We start from the raw sequence: 23486 nt of genomic DNA on the forward strand, positions 1-23486 counted from the left end.
GTTCCCCGCGCCCCTGGGCGAGCGGAGCTCGCTCCCAGGGGCGCGGGGAACTGCGCGACCAGCCACGACGTGACCCGCGCTCGACAACGTGACAACAACCCGGCAGACGAGAGGCTCCCCCATGGACCTGGTCATCAAGAACACCCGAGTGATCGACGGCACCGGCGGAGCCTCCTACCGCGCGGACGTGGCGATCGACAACGGCCGCATCGCAGAGATCCACCGCCCCGAAACCCCGGGCCCCCGCCCCACGGCCCCCCGCACCCTCGACGCCGAAGGCCTCACCCTCAGCCCCGGCTTCATCGACATGCACGCGCACAGCGACCTCGCGCTGCTCCGCGACCCGGACCACAGCGCGAAGGCCGCCCAGGGCGTCACCCTGGAAGTCCTCGGCCAGGACGGCCTGTCCTACGCCCCGGTGGACGACCGCACGCTGACAGAGGTCCGCAGGAGCATCGCGGGATGGAACGGCGACGGCAGCGACATCGACTTCGACTGGCGCACCGTCGGCGAGTACCTGGACCGCCTCGACCGCGGCATCGCCGTGAACGCCGCCTACCTCATCCCCCAGGGCACGGTCCGGATGTACGCGGTCGGCTGGGACGACCGCGACGCGACCGACGCCGAGCTGGCCCACATGAAGCGCCTGGTCGCCGAGGGCCTGGAACAGGGCGCCGTCGGCATGTCGTCGGGCCTCACCTACACCCCCGGCATGTACGCCAAGGACGCCGAACTCACCGAACTCTGCCGCACGGTGGCCTCGTACGACGGCTACTACTGCCCCCACCACCGCAGTTACGGAGCCGGTGCGCTGGACGCGTACCGCGAGATGGTCGAGCTGACCCGGACCGCGGGCTGCGCCCTCCATCTCGCCCACGCCACCATGAACTTCGGCGTGAACAAGGGCAAGGGAGTGGATCTCCTCGCCCTCCTCGACGAGGCGATCGCGGCCGGCGCCGACATCAGCCTGGACACGTACCCGTACACGCCGGGCGCCACCACGCTCGTGGCGATGCTGCCGAGCTGGGCCAACGAGGGCGGCCCGGACGCCACCCTCGCCCGGCTCCACGACGACGCGGTCTGCGAGCGCATCCGTGAGCACGTCGAGGTGATCGGCTCCGACGGCTGTCACGGCGTACCGATCGAGTGGGACCGGATCGAGATCTCGGGGACGACGAACCCCGCGCTCGCCTCCTACGTCGGCAAGACGGTCGCCGAGTCCGCCGCCGAGCGCGCCGAGACGCCCTGGACCGTCGCGCGCCGCCTCCTCCTGGAGGACAGCCTGGGCCCGACGATCCTTCAGCACGTGGGGCACGAAGAGAACGTCCGCGCGATCATGCGGCATCCCGTGCACACGGGGGGCAGCGACGGCATCCTCCAGGGGGCCAAGCCGCATCCGCGCGCGTACGGCACGTTTCCGCACTACCTCGGTCACTACGCCCGGGACCTGGGCGTGCTCTCCCTGGAGGAGACGGTCGCGCATCTCACGTCCCGGCCCGCGGCGCGGCTGCGGCTGCCCGATCGCGGGCTCGTCCGCGAGGGGTACCGGGCCGACCTGGTCCTGTTCGACGCGGAGACGGTGGCGGCGGGCTCGACGTTCGACTCGCCCCGCACCCTGCCGGTGGGCATCCCCCACGTCCTGATCGACGGCCGCCCCGTGATCGAGAACGGCCACCGCACGGACCTCCTCCTGGGCCGCTCGGTCCGCCGCACCCCAAACACCAACTAGCCCCTCGACGCGGGCCGATCGCGCAGTTCCCCGCGCCCCTGGTGGGTTGACGGTCAGCTGACGGCCGGTGGCCGCTTCTCGCGCAGTTCCCCGCGCCCCTGAGATGCGCACTTCGTGCGCCATCTCATCAAAGACGCGCCCCCACCCTTCATCAAAGGCGCGCCACCCACCCTCCAGGAGAGGCGCACCACCAGCCCTTCATCAGAGGCGCGCCACCCACCCTCCGGGAGTGGCCCGCCCCCTCATCAGAGGCGCGCGAAGCGCAGCCTCAAGGGGAGGCTGCGCGCAGCGCACGCCTCAGGGGCGCGGGGAACTGCGCGATCAGCCCCCACCGGCCCGCGGACGAACGACAACCCGATAAGGGGCGCGGGGAACTGCGCGAGAAGCGGCCACCGGCCCGCGGGCAGCCGCGACGCGCAGCGTCACCGAACCCCGCTGGGCCGGAACTGCACACTGATCCGGGGCCCGGCGGCCCGCGCCGACTTCGGGATCGCGTGTTCCCAGGTCCGCTGGCAGGACCCGCCCATCACGATGAGATCCCCGTGCCCGAGCGCCCTGCGCACCGAACCACCCCCACCCACAGGCCGCAGCACAAGATCCCGCGGCGCCCCCACGGACACGATGGCGACCATGGTGTCCTCCCGGGCCCCGCGCCCGATCCGGTCCCCGTGCCAGGCGACACTGTCCCGCCCGTCCCGGTAGAAGCAGAGCCCGGCGGTGGTGAACGGCTCGCCCAGCTCCTCGGCGTAGTGAGCGGACAGCGCCTCGCGGGCAGCGCCGAGCACCGGATGCGGAAGCTCCCGCCCGGCCCCGTAGAACTTCAGCAGCCGCGGCACATCGACCATCCGCTCGTACATCTGCCGCCGCTCGGCCTCCCAGGGCACCCCGTCGGCCAGCCGCTCGTACAGCGCGTCGGCGCCCCGCAGCCAGCCGGGCAGGACGTCGATCCAGGCACCGGCACCGAGCACGGTCCGCCGCACACCGGCGAGCGGGCCGAGCGCGATCTCCTCGCTCTGATCGAACAGCGAACCCTGAAGCATGACCCCACCGTACCGCCTTATTCGAACATTCGCTCGAACGACAGATGTTTCAGGGTACGAATCGTTCATGTTTTCCCGTAGCGCAAACCCCTTGCGCGCCCCCATCGCACCCCTTCGCGCTGCTAATTTCACCGACTGTGATCAATACCGCCCCCTCCGTCACTCTCCGCGCAAGTCTGCGAGGAGCGCCGGACACCCCGGCCGCACCGGCCCCCTGGCGCCCCGTCCTGCTGCGTCCCGCCGAGCCCCACGACCGGGCCCGCCTCGACTCCCTGCGCGCCTCCGGCGACGTACGCGAGACACACGACCGCCTCGCCGACCAGCTCGCGGAGCTCATGCGCTGCCTGCGCCCGGGTGACGCCCCGGCCGGACCCGCGCTCGACGCCGCGGTCGCCGAACTGCTCGACGGCACCGACCCGCGCCACTACGGAACCTGGGTCTGGTACCCGTGGTCGGGCCGGCTCGTGCGCGTGCTGCCCGAGCGGGAGTTCCGCCGGGTCCGCACCGACCGCAACCGGGACAAGATCACCACCGCCCAGCAGGAGCACCTGCGGCACCGCAGGATCGGGGTGGTCGGCCTCTCCGTGGGCAACAGCGCCGCGCTGACCTGCGCCATGGAAGGCGTCGGAGGATCGTTCCGGCTGGCCGACTTCGACGAGATCGGCCTGAGCAACCTCAACCGGCTGCGGGCCGGCGTGCACGACCTCGGCGTCGCCAAGTCCGTCCTGTGCGCCCGCCAGATGTACGAGACCGACCCCTATCTGGACATCGAGCTGTGGCCCGAGGGGCTGACCGAGGACACCGTCGGCGCGTTCGTCGGCGCCGGGGAGCAGGCGCTCGACCTGCTCGTGGAGGAGTGCGACACCCCCTGGGTGAAGACGGCCGTGCGCGAGCACGCCCGGGCGCACCGCGTCCCCGTCCTCATGGACGCCAACGACCGCGGACTGCTCGACGTCGAACGCTTCGACCTGGAACCCGGCCGCCCGCTCTTCCACGGCCGCGGCGGCGCCCTGACGGCGGCGCAGGTGCGCGCCCTCGCCCCGGCCGACGCGCTCGCGTACCTCCTCGACATCTGCGACGAGGAGAACCTGAGCCCCGCCATGACCGACGCCCTGAGCCGGATCGGCACCACCCTGTCCAGCTGGCCGCAACTGGCCAGCGGGGTGGCGCTCGGCGGCGCCCTGGTCACCGACACCGCCCGCCGGATCCTGCTCGGCGAACCGGTCGCGTCGGGCCGCTACTACGTGGACCTGGAGCGGCTCGTCGGGCGTGCGACGGCGGGAGCGGCCGCGTGAACCAGCTGCCCGAGCTGCACGGCCACCGGCTCTGGCTGCGCGAACTGCGGCCCACCGACCTCGCCCCGTTCGAACGCATCCACACCCACCGGGTGCTGACCCGCTATCTCGGCATCGACCGGATGGACGCCCGGCAGGCGCAGGACGCGTTCGTCCAGTGCCTGACCCAGCCCTTCTCGTATCCGCGCCGCAAGCACACGATGGCGGTGTGCGCGCCGGGCGACGACACGATGGTCGGCATGATGGGCCTGCTCGTCGAGGAGTACGGCCGCAACGCGATGCTGACCAGCCTGGTGCTGCTGCCCGGCGCCCCCGTGCGCGGCCACGGCCACGAGGCGGGCCGGCTGCTCATGGCGCACGGCTTCGGCCGGCTCGGCCTGCACCGGATCTGGGCGGGCCACCGCGCCGACCACACCCGGATGCGGGACATCATGCTCGCGGCGGGCCTGCGCCCGGAGGCGACCCTGCGCGGCCTCTTCCACACCCAGGGCGCCTGGCACGACGTGACGACCTACGCGGCCCTGGCCCCGGAGTGGATCGAACAGGCGACCCCCGCCGAACGGGCCATCCTCACCGAAGAGTCCGCCGACGAGTCCGCCGAAGGGCTTGCCGAGACCTCGTGGCGGGAGCCAGTGGCCCATCTCACCCGCCCGCGCGACCAGCTCGTTCAAAGCCCCGCCGGACCCGCCACCCCGTAATCCGAAGACACCCGGCACCGCGTGCCACCGCATCCGAAGTGCCTCTGCCGCCTGCGGCGCAAACCGCGCGCGCCGGGCCGAAACACCGCCGTAAAGTCTGAGCATGCAGCTCATCCAGTCGACCAAGCTCGCCAACGTCTGCTACGAGATCCGGGGACCGGTGCTCGAGGAGGCGATGCGGCTGGAAGCGGCAGGGCACCGGATCCTGAAACTGAACACGGGGAACCCGGCGGCGTTCGGCTTCGAATGCCCGCCGGAGATCCTGGAGGACATGCTCCGCAACCTCGGTGACGCCCACGGCTACGGCGACGCCAAGGGCCTGCTCACCGCCCGCCGCGCGGTGATGATGCACTACCAGACCCTGGGTGTGGAGACCGACGTCGAGCACGTCTTCATCGGCAACGGCGTCTCCGAGCTGATCGTGATGGCGATGCAGGCCCTGCTCGACGACGGCGACGAGGTCCTCGTCCCCGCCCCCGACTACCCGCTGTGGACGGCGGCCGTCTCACTCTCCGGCGGGACGGCCGTCCACTACCGCTGCGACGAGCAGGCCGACTGGATGCCGGACCTCGCGGACATCGAGCGCAAGGTGACCGACCGCACCAAGGCGATCGTCATCATCAACCCGAACAACCCCACGGGCGCCGTGTACAGCGACGAGATGCTGCGCGGCCTCACCGACATCGCGCGCCGGCACAATCTGCTCGTCTGCTCCGACGAGATCTACGACAAGATCCTCTACGACGACGCGACGCACACCCCGACGGCGGCGATCGCCCCGGACGTCATGACGCTCACCTTCAACGGCATGTCGAAGGCGTACCGGGTCGCCGGTTACCGCGTCGGATGGATGGCCGTCTCCGGCCCGCGCATCCACGCCGAGTCCTACATCGAGGGCCTGACGATCCTCGCGAACATGCGCCTGTGCGCGAACATGCCGGGCCAGCACGGGGTCGTCGCCGCGCTCAGCGGCCGCCAGACGATCAACGACCTGGTGCTGCCGGGCGGCCGGCTGAAGGAACAGCGCGACGTCGCGTACGACCTGCTGACCCAGATCCCGGGCGTGACGTGCGTGAAGCCCAAGGGCGCCCTGTACCTCTTCCCGCGCCTGGACCCGCAGGTCTTCAAGGTCAAGGACGACCGGCAGATGGTGCTCGACCTGCTGCGCGCCGAGAAGATCATGGTCGTTCACGGCACGGGCTTCAACTGGACCGAGCCCGACCACTTCCGCGTCGTCACGCTGCCGTCCGTGCAGCAGCTGACGGAGGCGGTGACCCGGATCGGGAACTTCCTGGACGGCTACAGCCAGCCGTGACACACGGAGCCCGGCCTGACGACCCGGCCTACTTTGGACAAGTTCTAACTTAGACAGTTTCTAAGGTACGATGGAGACCAAGTTACGCACCTGCCGCTGCCTGGAGGTCTCCATGTACGAGCCGATCCGCACCAAGTCGGTCCACTCGACGGCGGCCGGCCACGACACCTTCCCGCACCGCTCCCGCGAGGAGGAGCTGGACATCCAGCTCGCCGGGCATCTGTCCGCGCTGCTCGCGGTGACCGACGAGCTCCGCCGGCTCCAGCCCGGCGCCGAGCTGGACGCCGCCGCGGAGGCCCTCGCCGAGCAGGTGACCCGCCTTCGGGGCGGGCACCCTCCGGTCCGGTCCGCGGTGGCCGCCGCCATCCACGAGCCCGCCGTCGCCGGCCTGCACCAGCGCGCCCACGCCCTCGCCGGGCGGGCCCTGGTCGTCGCGGCGTCCCGCGCGGACACCGCCGCCGCGATCCTGGCCGCGCAGCGCATGGAGGCCCACACGCTCGTCGCCGCCTAGGAGCACGGGGCCGCGACATCGGTGGCGTCTCCATCGGTGGCGTCGCCATCGGGCGACGGCTGATCCTGCCTTCCTTTTGCCCCGGAGGACGGCGCCTGCGAAAGGGGCGTCGCCAAGTGAGCCTGGAGCCGGGCATGGCGGAACTGATACACGGCGCCTGCCCGTCGCAGCACGTCGCGTGAACAGGCATCCTCCAGGAACGCCACCGGCCGCCACGGCATACGCCCCGTCAGGGGAAGCCAGACTCGGACCAGGGCGAACCACTGGCCGTACGCCGTCAGACAGAGGCAGTAACCGAACCCGCCGCCGAACGCGCCTTCGAGCCCGAAGACGAGCCCGATCTGGAAGCTGCGGAGCGGGGTCTCGACGAAGCTGGCCGCGACTCCCGAAATGAGTCCGAGCGCGAGTGCCCAGACGACGAGTTGGGCGAGCGCGTTCTCCCGGTTCTGCCTCAACAGGTCGACACAGCCGACGGACTCCTTCAGGTCGATGGGCGTCTCCAGCCAGGTCATGAGCGCGAGTGCGGTCCCGGCGGACAGCCCGATGGTGAGCGGAAACTGGGCCGCCGCCACGAATCCGCCGCCGAGCCCGTCGCCGAGCGCCAGCAACGGCAGGAGCAGTCGGTCGACGAGCACGATGAGCAGCGCGACGACGAACCCGATGCGGGCGGCCAGGAGCGCTTTGTGGAAGAGCCCGTGGAAGAACTGTCCGCCCCGTTCACCTCTGTCGCGGCCGGTCAGGCGGACCTGTACGGGACTCGGTCGCGATCGTTGAACGGAGTTGGCGCGCCAGTAGGCGTAGCCGAAGGCCGGCCCGGACACGAGTCCGTGCAACAGCCCGACGACGACGCCGCGCAGGATCGCGAACCCCAGTCCGTGCGACGTGGCGATCAGGTTCACGGGAATGTTCCCGATCCCGGTCGCCAGCGCGAAGGGCATCCCCGCCAGGAACGAGACCACGGCCGTCCGCGCGCGCAGGCTCATCTCCGTGCCGAGCCGCCACCACTCCAGATCAGGGCTCTTGATGGAATTCAGATGGTCCGCGAGGTAACCGAGCCAGCGCCGGGCACGCCGCGGGCTCCAGTGCCGGGGAGGCGAGTTCGGGTCGCTGGGCCGCCGGTCGTAGGCCGACGGAACGAAGCTGCTCAGGAGGTGCTCCTCGAGCTTGTCCCGTGAGGCGAACTTGAGCAGGTCCTCGGGCCGCTGGTCGGGGCGTCCGGCGCCGTTCCCCGTGTCGGCCCTCTCGCCGTAGATGTCCCGGACGAGGGAGACCATCAGAGGCGTGGACAGGACCTCGCGCAGGCTGCTGTGGGCCGTGGTGTCGGGACGGTCGCGCAGCTTCGCCAGCACTTGGTTCCACTCGGACTCGGCGCTCGGGGCGCTGCCGAGCACCAGAAAGCTCTCCGTATCGTCCGGAGTGAGCGCGTTCAGTTCGATCGCGGCGGCGCGCTGGATGCCTCTGGTATCGGCGGTCGCGCCGGCGTACGGACCGGTACGGCTGGTCAGGACCAACGGGCCCTCGTACGAGTTGAGTTCCTTGAGCGCATCGTGCCGGAGTCTTTCGGCGATCTCGTCGAATCCGTCCAGCACAGGGAGGATCATCGCCTCGTCGACCAGTGCGGCGGCGACCGGCTTGCCGTCGGCGGTGGCGGCGTCCATACCGGTCGTGTCACGGGTCAGCCGACTGCTCAGCCACTCCGCCAGCTTCTCCTCCTTCGGGTTCCACGCCCCCAGACTGAAGAACTCCGGGACGGGCTCGCCGGGCCGCCGGTCCTTCAGGAGTTCAAGGACGAGTCGCAGGCCCAGGACGGTCTTCCCCGAACCGACTTCGCCTAGCACCACCAGTCGGCCGGAGGGCACCTTCCTGTACGTCCGGGCGATGTCTCCCGAGGCCTCGCTCAGGTCCAGTGGTCCGGCCCTCCCCTCCGTGTCGCCGCAGATGTGGGTCCAGTGGTCCATCAGGGTGTCGGCTGTCGTCCAGCGCACGGGCAGCAGCCGCGCTTTCGGCTGCCCGACCTTCCGCCGCCGTGTCTCGTTCCCCCAGCGGACCTCGACGGCTTTGGCCAGCCTCTCCGCGGCCCTGCGGAGTTCGTCCTGCGGGTCCGGCTCGGCGCGCAGCCCCGGCTCGCGCGCCGTCAGCTGCTCCTGCCCGGCCGTCGGAGGCAGGGAGAAGTGGACCGTCACCCCACCAGTGAAATCTCTGCCCTGGAACACCGGGCCGTAGACGACGGCACCGTCGCTCACCTTGTTCACGTGCGCCCCGGCAGGCGCGTCGTCCTTGTCCGCGGGTCCGGGCTCGGGTGCCCCGCCGTCGATGGGGGCCACGTCACTCATCCCGGCCCTCCGTCCGGCTGCGGCGGCCCCACCAGCCGATCCCGACCACGACAGCGCTCACCACGAGGAATGCCGCGACCGCGCCCACCGGCACCGGCCAGTGCGCGCCCCGGGCCGGGGCGTCGTCGGCAGCGGGGGTGCCCGGGGCGCCGGGCTGCGAGGGCATGGCCGTGCCACTGGGCGAACCGGAGGGGTCCTTCCCCTTTGCCGATGAGGAAGCCGAGGCGGACGCGGATGCCGAACCCGCGCCGCTGGTACCGGCCTTCCCCGGTCCCCCGGCAGTTCCCGGTGCGCCCGACGCTCCGGTCCTCCCCTCGGATCCGCCCGGCACGGGCGCCGTCCCCGATGCGCTCGGGCCCGTCGAGGCGGGTACGACCTTGAAGGTCGCCAGCAACCCGCTCTGCCCGCTGTTGAGGTCGCACGATGTATCGATCTTGCCTGCGAGCGTCTCGTCTCCGTCGGCGTTGCGCGGAGTGAGGTGCAGGTCGATCGCGCCGACGATGATCTTCGCCGGGCCCGAGCGGTGGAAGACGAACGAGGGGAGGGTGCCGCTCGCCGGGACGGTCAGCGCATCGGAATCCCTGACCGCAGTCCTGGCCACCTTCAGCCGCACGGTGACGGGGAGGTTGCCCTCCGGTGCGGCGACGACGGCGTGCACTTCCGCCGTGCCCTCGACTGTGGCCGCGCCGACGAACCGGAGCGACCGGACGACGCCGGAACCGACCGTCGCCGCCGTCCGGATCGGCTGCAGCGGGGTGGGCCGGCCTACCACGTGGGTGTGCGAGGCGTCCCACACGACCGACGCCGTCATCGGCTCGTCCCCTATCACCGGAAACGGGCACGTGTAGCGAAGCGAACTCGGATCCGGGTCCGCGACCGCGGAGCCGGATCCGAAGGCGGTGACAAGAACGACGAGCGCCGCTGTCCAGATGTGTAACGCGGCCCTGGGCAGGATCTTCATGTGGCGGCTCCCGTGAAAGCGTCGGTCACCGGTCTGGGGCGATGCCACGGAGACCGGCCGAACGGGGACCTCACATGGTGAAGCGGTTCCATGGCGGTCGTCAATAACCTTCTGTGCTCACTGAGTTGAGATGGTGTGACGAGGTCGTGATGCATTCGCGCGCCAAAGTTGTCAGGAAGCAGTACGAGTGGACATGGTGATGCGTCATCACGGTCAATGGTGGGGTTGCGGCACCTGAGTTCGGAGGTTTTCCGTGGAACCGATTGCAGCCGATCTGCTCATGGCCTTTGCGGGCAGCACAGCGGGCGCGGCGGGACACCAGGCGTGGCAGTCGCTGCGGGCGCTGGTGATACGTCGCCCGGGAGAAGAGGGGCACGGGCAGCGGGAGTTGACGGCACTGACCGACGAGCCTGGAAGGCGCGAACACGCTCAGGCTCTGGCTGCGGCACTGGCGTCCCGGGCCGAACAGGATCCCGAGTTCGCCCGGCTACTGGAGGCGTGGCGCCAGGAACACGGGACGCTGCGGACCGGCGCGGGCGATGTACGGAACGACATCTCCGGCACCGTGCACGGGCCGGTCGTGACGGGGCGGGACTTCAACGGACCGATCACCCTCGGCTGAGAGCTCGCGGCCCCGCGCCCCTCACAGGACGCGAACAAGCCCCCCGCACGTCGTTGTGCAGGGGGCTTGATCAGGTCCGGGCTAGCCGAGGCGGTCCACCAGCTTGTGGTACTCGGCCCACAACTCGGCCGGCGTGTGAGTGCCGAACGTGTTGAGGTGGGCCGGGACGAGAGACGCCTCCTCGCGCCAGACCTCCTTGTCGACGGTGAGCAGGAACTCCAGGTCGCTGTCGGCCAGGTTCAGGCCGTCGGTGTCCAGGGAACCCTTGGCCGGAAGAATGCCGATCGGAGTCTCGACACCTTCCGCCCGGCCGTCGAGGCGGTCCACGATCCACTTCAGGACGCGGGAGTTCTCCCCGAACCCGGGCCACACGAAGCGCCCGTTCGCGTCCTTGCGGAACCAGTTGACGTAGTAGATCTTCGGGAGCTTGGCCGCGTCCCTGCCCTCCGCGACCTTCACCCAGTGGGCCATGTAGTCGCCCATGTTGTAGCCGCAGAACGGCAGCATCGCGAACGGGTCGCGGCGCAGTTCGCCGACCTTGCCCTCGGCCGCGGCCGTCTTCTCGGAGGCCACGTTGGCGCCGAGGAAGACCCCGTGGTTCCAGTCGAAGGACTCGGTGACCAGCGGCACGGCCGAGGCGCGGCGGCCGCCGAAGAGGATCGCCGAGATCGGCACGCCCTTCGGGTCCTCCCACTCCGGCGCGATGATCGGGCACTGCGCGGCGGGGGTGGTGAAGCGGGCGTTGGGGTGCGCGGCCGGAACGCCCGACTCGGGCGTCCAGGAGTTGCCCTTCCAGTCCGTGAGGTGAGCCGGGGTCTCCTCGGTCATCCCCTCCCACCACACGTCGTTGTCGTCGGTGAGCGCGACGTTCGTGAAGACCGAGTTGCCCCAGAGGGTCTTCATGGCGTTCGCGTTGGTGTGCTCACCCGTGCCGGGCGCGACGCCGAAGAAACCGGCCTCGGGGTTGATCGCGTAGAGCCGGCCGTCCTCGCCGAACCGCATCCAGGCGATGTCGTCACCGATCGTCTCGACGGTCCAGCCGGAGATCGTGGGCTCCAGCATCGCGAGGTTGGTCTTCCCGCACGCGGACGGGAAGGCGGCGGCGACGTACTTCGACTCTCCCTGCGGCGGGGTCAGCTTGAGGATGAGCATGTGCTCGGCCAGCCAGCCCTCGTCCCGCGCCATCACCGAGGCGATGCGCAGCGCGTAGCACTTCTTGCCGAGCAGGGCGTTGCCGCCGTAGCCGGACCCGTACGACCAGATCTCCCGGTCCTCGGGGAAGTGCGAGATGTACTTCGTGGAGTTGCACGGCCAGGCCACGTCGGCCTCGCCCGCGGCCAGCGGGGCGCCGAGCGTGTGGACGGCCTTGACGAAGAAGCCGTCCTCGCCGAGTTCGTCCAGGACGGGCTGCCCCATCCGGGTCATGGTGCGCATGGAGACGGCCACGTAGGCCGAATCGGTGATCTCGACGCCGATGGCGGAGAGCGGTGAGCCGAGCGGGCCCATGCAGAAGGGGACGACGTACATCGTCCGGCCCTTCATGGAGCCGCGGAAGATCCCCCCGTTGCCCTCGTTGCCCCGGAAGATCTCCCGCATCTCCGCGGGGGCCTTCCAGTGGTTCGTGGGGCCGGCGTCCTCCTCCTTCTCGGAGCAGATGAACGTCCGGTCCTCGACCCGCGCGACATCGGTCGGGTCGGAGGCGGCGTAGTAGGAGTTGGGGCGCAGCGTCGGATCGAGCTTCCTGAACGTTCCCTTGGCGACGAGTTCGTCCGCGAGCCGCTGGTACTCGGCCTCGGAGCCGTCGCACCAGACCACACTGTCCGGTTGCGTCAGTTCAGCGATCTCGTTGACCCACGAGATCAGTTCCTTGTGGTTGGTCGGGAGGGTGGTGGTGTCCTGGGAGACAGGGGAAACAGGGGAAACGGGAGCCGCGATGTCGCGCGCCACGATCGCTCCTAATGAGGGTGTTGAGTTGGTTGCCCCGTGGGGGCTGCGACCCGGACGCTGCGCCTCCCGTCCACTGTTTCCCACAGCGAGCGCTCATCCGGTGCCGACCGCACTCATTTGATCATCCGACCGTTTCGCCCATCTGTCCAGGGGGGCTCACAGGTGAGCGACGTGAGCATTGCCACTCGCACGGAAAGGCCTCCGGAGGCTTAACGATCGATGAATTCGGGTTCCCCCCAGGCCGGATCCGGGGGCTGGCCCTATCTGTTACTTACGGTTGCGTAGGTACGATGCCGGGATGAGCGTCGCCGCAGAGCAGCCCGTCACCCCCGCCGCACTCACCGATCCGCCCACCCTGAAGCCGAGACTCCGCGGCTGGCTGCACGCGGGCATGTTCCCGGCGGTGCTGATCTCCGGCCTGTTCCTGACCGCACTGGCGGACTCCACCCGGGGCCGCGTGGCCTGCGGCATCTTCGTGCTGACGGCCTGCCTGCTCTTCGGGGTGAGCGCGCTCTACCACCGGGGGAACTGGGGGCCGCGCGCCGACGGCGTGCTGCGCCGGCTCGACCACGCCAACATCTTCCTGATCATCGCCGGTACGTACACACCGCTGACGATGCTGCTGCTGCCGGGCGCCAAGGGCGACGCGCTGCTGTGGGGCATCTGGGCGGCGGCCGGCGCGGGCATCGCCTTCCGCGTCTTCTGGGTCGGCGCCCCGCGCTGGCTCTACACCCCCTGCTACATCGCGATGGGCTGGGCGGCGGTCTTCTTCCTGCCCGACTTCATGCGGACCGGCGGCATCGCGGTGCTCGTCCTGGTCGTCGTGGGCGGACTGCTCTACAGCGCGGGCGGCGTCATCTACGGCATCAAGCGCCCGAACCCCTCCCCCCGCTGGTTCGGCTTCCACGAGGTCTTCCACTCCCTGACCCTCGCGGCGTTCGTCGTGCACTACGTCGGCATCTCCCTGGTGGCGTACCAGCACGGCTGACACCCCCCAACCAGCACGAACCCTGGCCGCGGCTCACCAGCCGCGGCCCTTTTTTGTGCCCGGATCCACAAGGAGAGAGCGACTTCCCATTGACAGACACTACGAACTGACAGCTACTCTCATTTCATGGTTACTGTCACTGCTCCTTCGGAGTCGCGCCTGGATCCCCGGCGCTGGTGGGCCCTCGGGGCCCTGGTCGCGAGCATGCTCGTGCTCGGTTTCGACATGACGATCCTGAACGTGGCGCTGCCGACGATCGCCGAGGACCTCGGCGCCAGCACCGGCCAGCAGCAGTGGATGGCGGACGCGTACATCGTGGTCTTCGCCGCCCTGATGCTCCCGGCCGGACTGCTCGGCGACCGGTTCGGGCGGCGCCGGATGCTCATCGGCGGGCTCGGCGTCTTCCTGGCCGCGTCGCTGGTCGGCGCGCTCGCGGGCGATGTCACCTGGGTCATCGTGGCCCGCGCCCTGATGGGCGTCGGCGGGGCGTTCGTGATGCCGCTCGCGATGTCCGTGCTGCCCTCGCTCTTCCCGCGCTCGGAGCAGACGAAGGCCATCGGCATGATCTCGGCGGCCTCCGCGCTCGGCATGCCGCTCGGCCCGATCATCGGCGGCTGGCTGCTCAACCACTTCTGGTGGGGCTCGGTGTTCGTGCTGAACGTGCCGATGGTCGCCATCGGCATCACCGCCTGCCTGTTCCTGCTCCCCGAGAGCCGCGACCCGGCCGCGCCCAAGGTCGACACCGTCTCCACCGTGCTCACCGCGCTCGGCCTCGGCAGCCTCATCTACGCGATCATCGAGGGCCCGGGCCGGGGCTGGAGCGACGCCGTCGTCGTCGGCGCCTTCGCGGCGGCCGTCGCGCTGCTCACCGCGCTGATCCTGCGCGAGCGGCGCGGTACCCGGCCCATGCTCGACCTCTCGCTCCTGGCCCACCGCGGCTTCCTCAGCAACACCCTGGCCGCCACGCTCGGCATGTTCGTCCTGTCCGGCGTGCTGTTCCTGCTGCCGCAGTACCTCCAGGCCGTCCTCGGCATCGACTCGCTCGGCACCGGTGTGCGGATGGTCCCGCTGATGGGCGGCATGCTGCTCGCGGCGCGTCTCGCGCAGCCGCTCGTCGTCCGGTTCGGGGCCCGGTCGGTGGTCTGCGCGGCGCTGGCGGTGCTCGCCTTCGCCGCGTTCCTCGGCGCCCGCACCACCGTCGACTCGGGCTACGGGTTCACCGCGCTGTGGCTGTCGATCGGCGGCGTCGGCATCGCCTTCGCCATGATCCCCGCGATGGGCGGCGCCATGGCCGCGCTCGACAAGGACCAGGCCGGGCGGGGCACGGGTCTGCTGAGCACGGTGCGCCAGACCGGCAGCGCGCTCGGCGTGGCCCTGCTCGGCGCGCTCGTCGCCGGCGCCTACACGGACCGGCTCTCCACCGCGGGGCTGCCGGGCCCGGCCGCGGAGGTCGCCCGCGACTCGGTGACCGGCGCCCATGTCGTGGCCGGACGGCTCGGCGACGAGGCGCTCGCGGCGTCGGCGAACACCGCGTATCTGCACGGCATGGACCTCGCCCTGATCGTCATCGGCGTCGTCGCGCTGGCCGCGGCGCTGCTCTCGGCGGCCCTGATGCCCGGCCGCGTCCGCCCCGACGAGAACACCTCTTCCACCGCGGAGGTGGCCCCGATCAGCGCCGATGCCTGACAATGAGCGCCATGGCCGCCTCAGCACAGACGCCCGCGGAGCCCAAGATCGGGCTCCGCGAGCGCAAGAAGATCAAGACCAGGACGGCGATCCGCGAGGCGACGTACCGCCTGATCGAGGAGCAGGGGTACGACGCGACGACGGTCGAGCAGATCGCCGAGGCCGCCGAGGTGTCGCCGTCCACGGTCTTCCGCTACTTCCCGACCAAGGAAGACATCGTCCTCACCGACGAGTTCGACCCGGTCCTGGAGCGCGAGCTGCGGGCCCGGCCGGCCGACGAATCGATCGTCGACTCCATCCGGCACGTCGTACAGCGCAGCCTGGAGCTCGCGTTCGAGAGCGAGAAGCCCGAGGTCGCCCGGCTGCGCACCCGCCTCCAGGTCGAGACGCCCGCGGTGCGCTCCCGGATGATGGAGTCGATGTCGGTCACCGGCCGGCTGATGTGCCGGGTGATCGCCGAGCGCACCGGCCGCGACGCCGACGACCTGGAGGTCCGCGTCTACGCGATGGCCCTGGTCGGCGCCATCATGCAGGCCACGATGTACTGGGCCGAGCACGACCACGAGGAGGACCTCCGCGACCTGGTCCTGCGCGCCCTGGACACCGTCCAGCACGGCCTCTAAAGCGCCCCGTAAGGGGCGCGGGGCTGTGCACATCAGCGGCTCCGCCGCGGGGCGCGAGCAACCACGACGAGAGCCGCGGACGCGTCCAGTCGTGCACCGCTCAGACGCGTCGGCGGCTTGCCGCGGCCCGCTAAGCGCGCCCGAGGTCGGCGAAGCTCAGCGGCTTCAAGGAGATGAAGCTCCACGTCGAGCCCTTGGCCCCGGCCTTGACCTTGATGTCCTCGTTGCCGGACGCCGCCGACGACCAGCGGATGCGCAGCGTGTGCGCGCTGTCGCAGCGATTGCGGTAGTACACGGTCGTCGTGACGGCGCCCCCGTCCTTCCAGGACCAGGAGAAGCAGCCGGTGACGCCCCGGTGGACCGTGTCCGGGGTGAGCGCCGGGGACGCGCTCGGAAGGAGCGGGGCGGCGGCGAGCGCGGCGGTCGCGAGGTAGCGGATCATGCCCTACGTATCTCAGCGACCGCCCCGGAGGAAACGGCCTTTGCACCGGTCCAGTGACGCCCGGCGCCGCACCGCGGCCGTCAGGCCGTCGTACCGCCCACGATCTGTCCCAACCGGTCGGGATCGGTCACCGGGGCGTCGCACACGAAGTGCCGGCACACATAGGCGGTGTCCTGGTCCTCGATCCGCAACCGGTCCGCCAGCAGCGGCAGTTCACCGCTGCCCTCGGGCCCGGCCGCGACGACGGCGCCGGGGGCCGTCCCGGTGAGCGCGGTGTGGTGCAGCCGCCCGCCGACCTCCCCGACCACGGCGATCTCGCGGGGCCCGTCGAGCAGCGCCTCGGCGACCGCCAGACCGTTGCCGATGAAGCGGGGCACGCGCGGGCCGAGCGCCTTGACGACGCCCAGCGCCCGCTCGGCGGCGGTGCGGTGCGGCTCCGAACCGGTCTGGGCCGCGTACGAGAGCAGGGCCCCCGCGGCGGCGGTCCAGCCGGACGGCGCGGCGTTGTCCGTCGGGTCCTGCGGGCGGCGGATCAGCTGCTCCGCGTCGACAGCGGTGTCGTAGAGCGCCCCGCTCTCCGCGTCCACGAACCGGTCCAGTACGTGGTCCAGCAGGAACCCGGCGAACTCCAGCCAGACGCCCTCCCCCGTCACCGAGGCCAGCGCGAGGAAGCCCTCGGCGACATCGGCGTAGTCCTCCAGAACACCCGCGTTGCGGCCGACGCGGCCGTCCTTGCTGGTGCGGGAGAGGCGGGCCTGCGGGTCCATGTGCAGGCGCACCAGCAGATCGCCCGCGGCGACGGCGGCGTCCACGAGGTCCTGCCGCCCGAAGTAGGCGCCGGTCTCGGCGAGCGCGGCGATCGCCAGGCCGTTCCAGGCGGCGACGACCTTGTCGTCCCGGCCGGGGGCGGGGCGCTCGGCGCGGGCCGCGGCCAGCCGCCGCCGGATGCCGTCGATCCGCTCGGCGTCGAACACCTCGTCGCTCTGCGGGAGTTGGAGGACGGAGGCGCCCTCCTCGAAGGTGCCCTCCTCGGTGACCCCGAAGCAGCGGGCGGCGAGCTGCCCGTCCTCCTCCCCCAGGACTTCGGTCAGCTGCGCGGGCGTCCACACGTAGTAGGCGCCCTCGACGTGCTCGCCGCTCACCGGGTCCTCGCTGTCCGCGTCCAGCGCCGAGGCGAACCCGCCCTCGTTCGTCCGCAGTTCACGGACCATGAAGTCGGCGGTCTCCAGGGCGGTCCGGCGGGCGAACTCCGAGCCGGTGGAGCGCCACAGATGCGCGTAGGCGCGGCACAGCAGCGCGTTGTCGTAGAGCATCTTCTCGAAGTGCGGCACGGTGAACTCGCGGTCCACGGAGTAGCGGGCGAAGCCGCCGCCGAGCTGGTCGTAGATCCCGCCGCGCGCCATCCGCTCGCAGGTGTCGGTGGCCATCTGGAGCGCGCCCTCGGCGCCGGTGCGCGCGTGGTGGCGCAGCAGGAACTCGATGACCATGGACGGCGGGAACTTGGGCGCGCCGCCGAACCCGCCGTACGTGGCGTCGTACTCCCGCACGAGCCCGAGCAGCGCCTGCCCCAGCTCCTCCGCGCCGGGCACCTCCGTGCCCCCGTAGGTCAGTTCGCGCGCCGCGAGATCGGCGCTGATCTTCCCGGCGACCTCGGTGACCTCCCCGCGCCGCTCGCCCCACGCGTCGCGCACGCCCTGGAGGACCTGGGTGAAGGAGGGCGAGCCGTGGCGCGCCTCGGGCGGGAAGTACGTCCCGAAGTAGAACGGCTCGGCGTCCGGCGTCAGGAACACCGTCATGGGCCAGCCACCGTGCCCGGTGGCGGCCTGCACGGCCTCCATGTAGACGGCGTCGACGTCGGGCCGCTCCTCGCGGTCGACCTTCACGGCGACGAAGTGCTCGTTGACGAGGGCGGCGGTGGCGTCGTCCTCGAAGGACTCGTGCGCCATGACGTGGCACCAGTGGCAGCTGGAGTACCCGACGCTGAGCAGCACCGGGACCCCCCGCCGCTTCGCCTCCTCGAAGGCGTCGGCCGACCAGGGCCACCAGTCCACCGGGTTGTCGGCGTGCTGGAGGAGGTAGGGGGACGTCTCATGGGCCAGTCGGTTCGGCATGCCCCCATACTTGCGCATCACCGTCACGGTCCTGATCTTTGGTCGCAGGGACCCTCGCGCCGACACCCCATACGCAGGACACTTGAGGCTGAACTGTCGCCACCGGAGGGGGACCGAAGATGCGAGACAGCCATCGGGCGGAGGCCGAGCGGCTGTTGGCCCGGGCCGTGGAGGAGGAGGTACGGCGCTCGGGCGGGCGGACGGATGCCGGGGTGCTGCTGTCCCGGGCCAAGGGTGCACTGGATGCCATGGAGCAGACGGCGGCCGAGGAGTATGCCGCGTACACCGGAGCGCTGGACGAGGCGGCGGCCGGGCAGATGACGTTCGGGGAGCGGTTCGCCAAGCAGGGCGGGTCGACTCCCCTGCAGGTGGCGGGAGTCGGCGCCGTCACCGCGTGCGTGGCCGACCTGATCGTCGGCACCAGCACCGGCACGGCCCTGGGAGTGGGCGCCGCCGTGGCCGTGCTCGGGGCCGCCGCGACCGTCGCCAAGGTGACCGCGTCGCACGTGCCCGCGGCCAGCCGCAGCGCCGGCGCGAGGAACCAGCCGGGCGGGCCCGAGCAGCTGCGGCTGCAATGGCTGACCGCCCTGGAGGTGCGGGGCATCCGGCCCTTCCTGGACCAGCAGCGGGTGCTCGCCGCGTCCACCGGGTCGGTCGGCACGAAGACGGTGGTGCCGGGCGGGCGCAGGCCCGACCGGAGCGCGGCCGCGCGGCGCAGGAGCGTACTGGAGCAGTCGTTCGGTCAACTCCCGCAGCCGCAGGGACCGTTCGCCGGGCGGCGGGCCGCGATGGCGCGGATCGCGCAGTGGGTGCACGCGGCGCGGGCCAGCACCGAGACCCGGCCGACGGTCGTCGTGCTGCACGGGACGCCCGGCGCGGGGCGCACGACGCTCGCGGTGCGGGCCGCGCACGACCTGCGCGACCAGTTCCGCGGGGCGTGTGTCGTGGACCTGCGCGGGGACCGGGCGGACGGGCCCGCGCTGTCGACGCGGGACGCGCTGCTGCATCTGCTGAACCGGCTCGGCGCCCCGCGCGAGCAGCTGCTGTTCCGTGAGCGGTCCACGCCGGAGCAGCAGGTCAAGCGGCTGAGCGAGCTGTACCACCAGCATCTGACCGGGCTTCCGGTGACGATCGTGCTCGACGACGCCGAGGACGCGCGGCAGGTGCGCACGCTCATCCCCGAGCGCTCCGACAGCCTGGTGATCGTCACCTCGCGGGAGCCGCTGGAGCTCGGGGACGACACCCCCGCCTGGGTGCACCAGCTGCCGGTGGAGGCGCTGGACGCGGCGGGCGCGGACGAGCTGCTGCGGGAGGCCGCGGAGGACACCGGCGGTCCCTACGACGCCGAGTCCGCGGACGCCGTACGGGAGTTGTGCGGCGGCCTGCCGCTGGCGCTGCGCATCGCGGGGTCCGCGATCGGGCCGCGCTCTCCGCGTCAGCTCGCCGCCGACCTGAGCGCGTACGGGCCCGTCGACCCGGTCGAGCGCGTGCTGTGGCTGCGCTACACCGACCAGTCCGACGCGGCCCGGCGGCTGCTGCGGCGCCTCGCGCTGGCGGGCCGGGCCTCGCTGGGCGCGGCAGCGGCGGCGGCGCTGCTGGCCACGGACGACACGGAGGCGACCAAGCACCTGACCGCGCTGGCCCGCGCCGGTCTCGTCGACCACGTCCGGGGCAGCCGCTACCGGCTGCACGACCTGGTCCGCGTCTTCGCGCAGGCCCGCCTCGCCGACGAGGAGGAGCCGCAGGAGCGCACGGCCGCCCAGGAACGGCTGATCCAGAACTACGCCGAGCTGGCCGACTCGGTGATCCGCCTGGTCGACGGCAACATGTCGACGCGGGCCGGTCAGATGGGCCCGCACGGCTTCACGTCGCTGGATGCGGCGCTGCGCTGGCTGGACGACGAGTCGAGCTTCATCACGGCGGCGCTGCGGCACGCGGAGGGGGTCAACCAGGACGCAGTGCTCGGCCTGCTCGGCGCCCTGTGCGACTACTGCCTGCTGCGCGGCGACCTCTACCGCCTGGGCGAGATCAGTGAGCTGACGCAGGCCATCGACCAGGGCCTGCTTGTGCGTTCGGTCCAGTGGCGCACCGGTATCGCGGCCCGTCATCTCGGCGAACTCGACAAGGCGCGTACGACCCTGTCGTCGGTGGTCGACCTGTACCGCGAGGCCCACCACCGGGCGGGCGAGGCGCGCGCGCTGTGCTCGCTCGGCATCACCCTGCACCACCAGGGCCAGCTCACCGAGGCCGCCGCGAAGTTGCGGGAGGCCCTCGATCTGCAGACGACGCCCGAGACCAAGGGCGACCGCGGCTGGACCCTGCACGCGCTCGCGGCCGTCGAGCGTGACCGCGCCCATGTCCGCGAGTCGCTGTCCCTGCTCACCGACGCCCTCGCCCTGCACCGGGAGAACGAGTCGCTGCACGGCGAGGCGTGGGCCCACTTCCAGCTCGGCCAGCTGTGCCTGCGGATGGGCGACGTGCCGCGCGCGGACGACGAGCTGCGCGCCGCGCTCGACCTGTACGGCCGCACCCGCGACGCCCGCGGCGAGGCCTGGGCGATGACCCAGCTGGCCCGCGCCCGGCTCGTCGAGGGCGACGCGTCGGTCGCGGTCGACGGGCTGCGCCAGGCGGCGTCCCGGCACCGGGACAACGAGGACGCGCGGGGCGAGGCCTGGACGTACTACTACCTGGGCCAGGCCCTGGAGGAGACGGGCAACCTGGACCAGGCGGTCCGCGAGCTGGAGCGTTCGCGCACGATGTTCTCCCGGATGCGGGACGTGTACGGCCTGGCCTGCGCCCGGCACCACTCGGCGCGGGTCACCCGCGACCAGCGGGCCGTGCAGACCGGCAGCCTGCGCAACTCCGGCTTCGCCCGCCAGCTCCTGGTCGACGCCCGCGCCGACTTCCAGCGGATCGGCGTCGCGCACGGCGAGGGCTGGACGTGCCTGGAGCTGGCGGTCGTCGACGCGGGCAACGCCCGCCTCCAGCAGGCGATGACGCTGTGCGAGGAGGCGCAGGCGCTCTTCGCCTCGTACGGCGACCGGCGCGGCGAGGACTGGGCGGTCTTCCTGCGCTGCACCCTGCTGCCCTACGCCTCGCCGGGCGGTTCGGAGGTCGGCTCGGCGGTCGCGCAGGAGGAGCTGGCCCAGCTCGGCCAGGCAGTGCACCCCACGCGCGACGGCAAGCTCGACGACTACGTGGAGGCGTACCAGCTGCTGCTGGAGCGGGGCGTGGACCTGGACACGGGCTGGCAGGCGTGGCGGCTCGGCATGGTCCCGAACCGGCACGCACGGGACACGATGGGCGTGGTCATGACGACTCCGCAGCCGTGACGCGGGTCCGGTACTGAAGGTGCAGCACCCGGTCTCCCTGGACGACCACGTGCGGGTCGTCCAGGAGCCGCTCACCGGCGGCGGACCCGAAGAAACGCCTGCCCGCGCCGAGGACGACGGGGGCGACGTCCATCGCCACCACGTCGACGAGGCCGAGGGCGAACGCCTGGCCGCCGATGTCGCCCGCGGTGATCGCGACGGACCGCGTCCCCGCCAGCTCCCGGGCCCTGGCGACGGCCTCGGGCACATCGCGGGCGAAGTGGTAGTGGGACGCCTCGGGGTGCCAGTCGGCGGGGCGCGGCCGGTGCGAGACCACGACGACGTGCTCACCGGCGGGCGGCTGCGCGTCCCAGCCGTTCGTCAGGTCGAACAGACGGCGGCCCATGATGATCACGCCGAGGCTGTCCCAGATCGCACGGGTGTACTCGGCGGAGGCCTTGGACACCCGGAACCCGGCGCCCTCGACGATCGGCACGTCCCCGTTGCCGTACCAGTCGAAGAGGGCGCCGACCTGGTCCTCGGCATCGGCGATGAATCCGTCCACGGAGACGACCGCGTGCATCAGTACGGGGCTCTTGCCGGCGGGGCTCTTGCCTGTCACAGGGTTCATACCCGTACGACCGTGCGCGCCCGCGAAACTCATCGCGCGGGCGCGCCGGCGGGCACGGGGTGCGTCAGGCCGAGGTGCGGCGGTCGTCCGCGCCGGACGCCGAGGCGACCGGCTCGGACGCGGCCCCGGACGACTTCTCCTTGAAGTCGACCTTGCGCATGTGCTTGTTCATGGACTTCATCAGACCCCACACGGCCAGGGCCATCACGGCGAAGACGATGAAACCGAGGACACCCGGGGTGACCTTGTCCTCGTCCACCTCCGACTGGGCGGCGAGCGACACAAGGTGGGTCATTGCCAGATTCGCGTTCACCTAGGCATTGTGACGGACGCCCGCGAAGAGGTCGTCCTCGGGGAGGGAGGTATCGACGAGCGACTTCGCGAGCTCGTACTCCTCGGTCGGCCAGACCTCCTTCTGGACCTCCATCGGAACGCGGAACCAGCCGCCGTCGGGGTCGATCTGCGTGGCGTGCGCGATCAGCGCCTTGTCGCGGATCTCATAGAAGTCGGCGCACGGCACGTGCGTGGTGAGGTTCCGCTCGACCCGCCCGAACTCGTCCCAGCGCTTCAGCCAGTCCTCGTACGGCGACTCCATGCCGCGGGCCAGGAGCGCGTCGTGCAGCGCCTGGGTGCGCGGGCGGTTGAAGCCCTGGTTGTAGTAGAGCTTCGACGGCTGGAAGACCGGGCCGAACTCCGCCTCCGGGTACGCGACCGGGTCGTTCGCCCCGTCGAAGGCCACCATCGTGATCTTGTGGGTCATGATGTGGTCGGGGTGCGGGTATCCGCCGTTCTCGTCGTACGTCGTGATGACCTGCGGACGGAAGTCGCGGATCTGCCGCACCAGGCGGCCGGCCGCCGTGTCGACGTCCTCCAGCGCGAAGCAGCCCTCCGGCAGCGGCGGCAGCGGGTCGCCCTCGGGCAGCCCCGAGTCGACGAAGCCCAGCCACTCCTGCTTGACGCCGAGGATCTCGCGAGCCTCGTCCATCTCCTTCTTGCGCACCTCGTGGATGTGCTCCTCGATGTACGTGTCCCCCTGGAGCTTGGGGTTGAGGATGGAGCCGCGCTCGCCGCCCGTGCACGTGACGACCAGCACGTCCACCCCCTCGGACACATACTTGGCCATGGTGGCCGCGCCCTTCGACGACTCGTCGTCGGGGTGGGCGTGAACGGCCATCAGTCGCAGCTGCTCAGTCAAGACAAGATCCTCGGTGAGATAAGGCGCCCTGGTGTGTTTCGGTGCAAT

19 protein-coding genes are annotated in these 23486 nt (G+C 71.3%); 10 read left to right on the top strand and 9 right to left on the bottom strand.

Annotated features, from left to right (window positions below):
* The first annotated feature begins 121 nt into the window (after positions 1-121).
* Positions 122-1729 carry an amidohydrolase family protein gene (locus tag ACFVDP_RS41780; RefSeq protein ID WP_383502436.1) on the top strand — a complete coding sequence of 536 codons (1608 nt, stop codon included), beginning with the start codon at positions 122-124 and terminating at the stop codon, positions 1727-1729.
* A 422-nt stretch (positions 1730-2151) separates the two neighbouring features.
* Here the strand turns inward: ACFVDP_RS41780 and ACFVDP_RS41785 are convergent, their stop codons facing one another.
* Positions 2152-2769 carry an alpha-ketoglutarate-dependent dioxygenase AlkB gene (locus ACFVDP_RS41785; protein ID WP_383502439.1) on the bottom strand — a complete coding sequence of 206 codons (618 nt, stop codon included), beginning with the start codon at positions 2767-2769 and terminating at the stop codon, positions 2152-2154.
* Between the two features lie 137 nt (positions 2770-2906).
* Here ACFVDP_RS41785 and ACFVDP_RS41790 point away from each other — a divergent pair, with 137 nt between their 5' ends.
* The 4 genes from ACFVDP_RS41790 (at position 2907) to ACFVDP_RS41805 (ending at position 6588) form a co-directional block, all read left to right on the top strand.
* Entirely contained in the window at positions 2907-4064 is a 1158-nt protein-coding gene (locus ACFVDP_RS41790) for a ThiF family adenylyltransferase (RefSeq protein WP_383502442.1), read from the top strand.
* Positions 4061-4762, top strand: a complete 702-nt coding sequence (locus ACFVDP_RS41795) for a GNAT family N-acetyltransferase (protein WP_383502445.1) — start codon at positions 4061-4063, stop codon at positions 4760-4762. The genes ACFVDP_RS41790 and ACFVDP_RS41795 overlap by 4 nt, the downstream gene beginning before the upstream one ends.
* Before the next feature lie 103 nt (positions 4763-4865).
* Positions 4866-6077 (top strand): pyridoxal phosphate-dependent aminotransferase, encoded by a 1212-nt coding sequence (locus ACFVDP_RS41800; RefSeq protein WP_383502448.1) that lies wholly within the window; start codon positions 4866-4868, stop codon positions 6075-6077.
* A gap of 112 nt (positions 6078-6189) precedes the next feature.
* Positions 6190-6588 carry a hypothetical protein gene (locus ACFVDP_RS41805; protein ID WP_383502585.1) on the top strand — a complete coding sequence of 133 codons (399 nt, stop codon included), beginning with the start codon at positions 6190-6192 and terminating at the stop codon, positions 6586-6588.
* Here ACFVDP_RS41805 and ACFVDP_RS41810 read toward each other — a convergent pair.
* Positions 6585-8921: an NACHT domain-containing protein gene (locus tag ACFVDP_RS41810; protein WP_383502451.1), complete on the bottom strand. Its 2337-nt coding sequence runs from the start codon at positions 8919-8921 to the stop codon at positions 6585-6587. The genes ACFVDP_RS41805 and ACFVDP_RS41810 overlap by 4 nt on opposite strands.
* A complete protein-coding gene (locus tag ACFVDP_RS41815) occupies positions 8914-9882 on the bottom strand; it encodes a DUF6801 domain-containing protein (RefSeq protein ID WP_383502454.1) in 969 nt (322 codons plus the stop codon). The genes ACFVDP_RS41810 and ACFVDP_RS41815 overlap by 8 nt, the downstream gene beginning before the upstream one ends.
* Positions 9883-10135: 253 nt before the next feature.
* On the opposite strand from ACFVDP_RS41815, the gene ACFVDP_RS41820 reads away from it, so the two are divergent.
* On the top strand, positions 10136-10504 hold the full coding sequence (locus ACFVDP_RS41820) for a hypothetical protein (protein WP_383502457.1): 369 nt from the start codon (positions 10136-10138) through the stop codon (positions 10502-10504).
* Between the two features lie 81 nt (positions 10505-10585).
* On the opposite strand, the gene ACFVDP_RS41825 is transcribed toward ACFVDP_RS41820, so the two are convergent.
* On the bottom strand, positions 10586-12451 hold the full coding sequence (locus tag ACFVDP_RS41825) for a phosphoenolpyruvate carboxykinase (GTP) (RefSeq protein ID WP_383502461.1): 1866 nt from the start codon (positions 12449-12451) through the stop codon (positions 10586-10588).
* 298 nt (positions 12452-12749) lie between these two features.
* Here ACFVDP_RS41825 and ACFVDP_RS41830 point away from each other — a divergent pair, with 298 nt between their 5' ends.
* The 3 genes from ACFVDP_RS41830 to ACFVDP_RS41840 all read left to right on the top strand — a co-directional run bounded on the left by ACFVDP_RS41830 (position 12750) and on the right by ACFVDP_RS41840 (position 15748).
* Positions 12750-13439 carry a hemolysin III family protein gene (locus ACFVDP_RS41830; protein ID WP_383502464.1) on the top strand — a complete coding sequence of 230 codons (690 nt, stop codon included), beginning with the start codon at positions 12750-12752 and terminating at the stop codon, positions 13437-13439.
* A gap of 126 nt (positions 13440-13565) precedes the next feature.
* A complete protein-coding gene (locus tag ACFVDP_RS41835; RefSeq protein WP_383502467.1) occupies positions 13566-15125 on the top strand; it encodes an MFS transporter in 1560 nt (519 codons plus the stop codon).
* 11 nt (positions 15126-15136) lie between these two features.
* Positions 15137-15748 carry a TetR/AcrR family transcriptional regulator gene (locus ACFVDP_RS41840; RefSeq protein ID WP_383502470.1) on the top strand — a complete coding sequence of 204 codons (612 nt, stop codon included), beginning with the start codon at positions 15137-15139 and terminating at the stop codon, positions 15746-15748.
* 130 nt (positions 15749-15878) lie between these two features.
* On the opposite strand, the gene ACFVDP_RS41845 is transcribed toward ACFVDP_RS41840, so the two are convergent.
* Together ACFVDP_RS41845 and ACFVDP_RS41850 are read right to left on the bottom strand one after the other, a co-directional pair.
* Positions 15879-16190, bottom strand: a complete 312-nt coding sequence (locus ACFVDP_RS41845; RefSeq protein ID WP_383502473.1) for a hypothetical protein — start codon at positions 16188-16190, stop codon at positions 15879-15881.
* 80 nt (positions 16191-16270) lie between these two features.
* Complete coding sequence (locus ACFVDP_RS41850) at positions 16271-18301, bottom strand: thioredoxin domain-containing protein (protein WP_383502476.1); 2031 nt, start codon at positions 18299-18301, stop codon at positions 16271-16273.
* Between the two features lie 119 nt (positions 18302-18420).
* Between ACFVDP_RS41850 and ACFVDP_RS41855 the strand changes: the two genes are divergently transcribed.
* A complete protein-coding gene (locus tag ACFVDP_RS41855) occupies positions 18421-21633 on the top strand; it encodes a tetratricopeptide repeat protein (RefSeq protein ID WP_383502479.1) in 3213 nt (1070 codons plus the stop codon).
* Here the strand turns inward: ACFVDP_RS41855 and ACFVDP_RS41860 are convergent.
* From ACFVDP_RS41860 to mca, 3 genes are all read right to left on the bottom strand, one after another.
* Positions 21611-22243, bottom strand: coding sequence for a dihydrofolate reductase family protein (locus tag ACFVDP_RS41860; RefSeq protein ID WP_383502482.1), 633 nt, complete (start codon positions 22241-22243; stop codon positions 21611-21613). The two genes, ACFVDP_RS41855 and ACFVDP_RS41860, sit on opposite strands and share 23 nt — an antisense overlap.
* A gap of 64 nt (positions 22244-22307) precedes the next feature.
* Entirely contained in the window at positions 22308-22538 is a 231-nt protein-coding gene (locus ACFVDP_RS41865; protein WP_383502485.1) for a hypothetical protein, read from the bottom strand.
* 18 nt (positions 22539-22556) lie between these two features.
* Positions 22557-23438, bottom strand: a complete 882-nt coding sequence (gene mca, locus ACFVDP_RS41870) for a mycothiol conjugate amidase Mca (RefSeq protein ID WP_383502488.1) — start codon at positions 23436-23438, stop codon at positions 22557-22559.
* Positions 23439-23486 lie beyond the last annotated feature (48 nt).

This window comes from Streptomyces sp. NPDC057694 (genome assembly GCF_042799415.1).
Classification (GTDB): Bacteria; Actinomycetota; Actinomycetes; order Streptomycetales; family Streptomycetaceae; genus Streptomyces.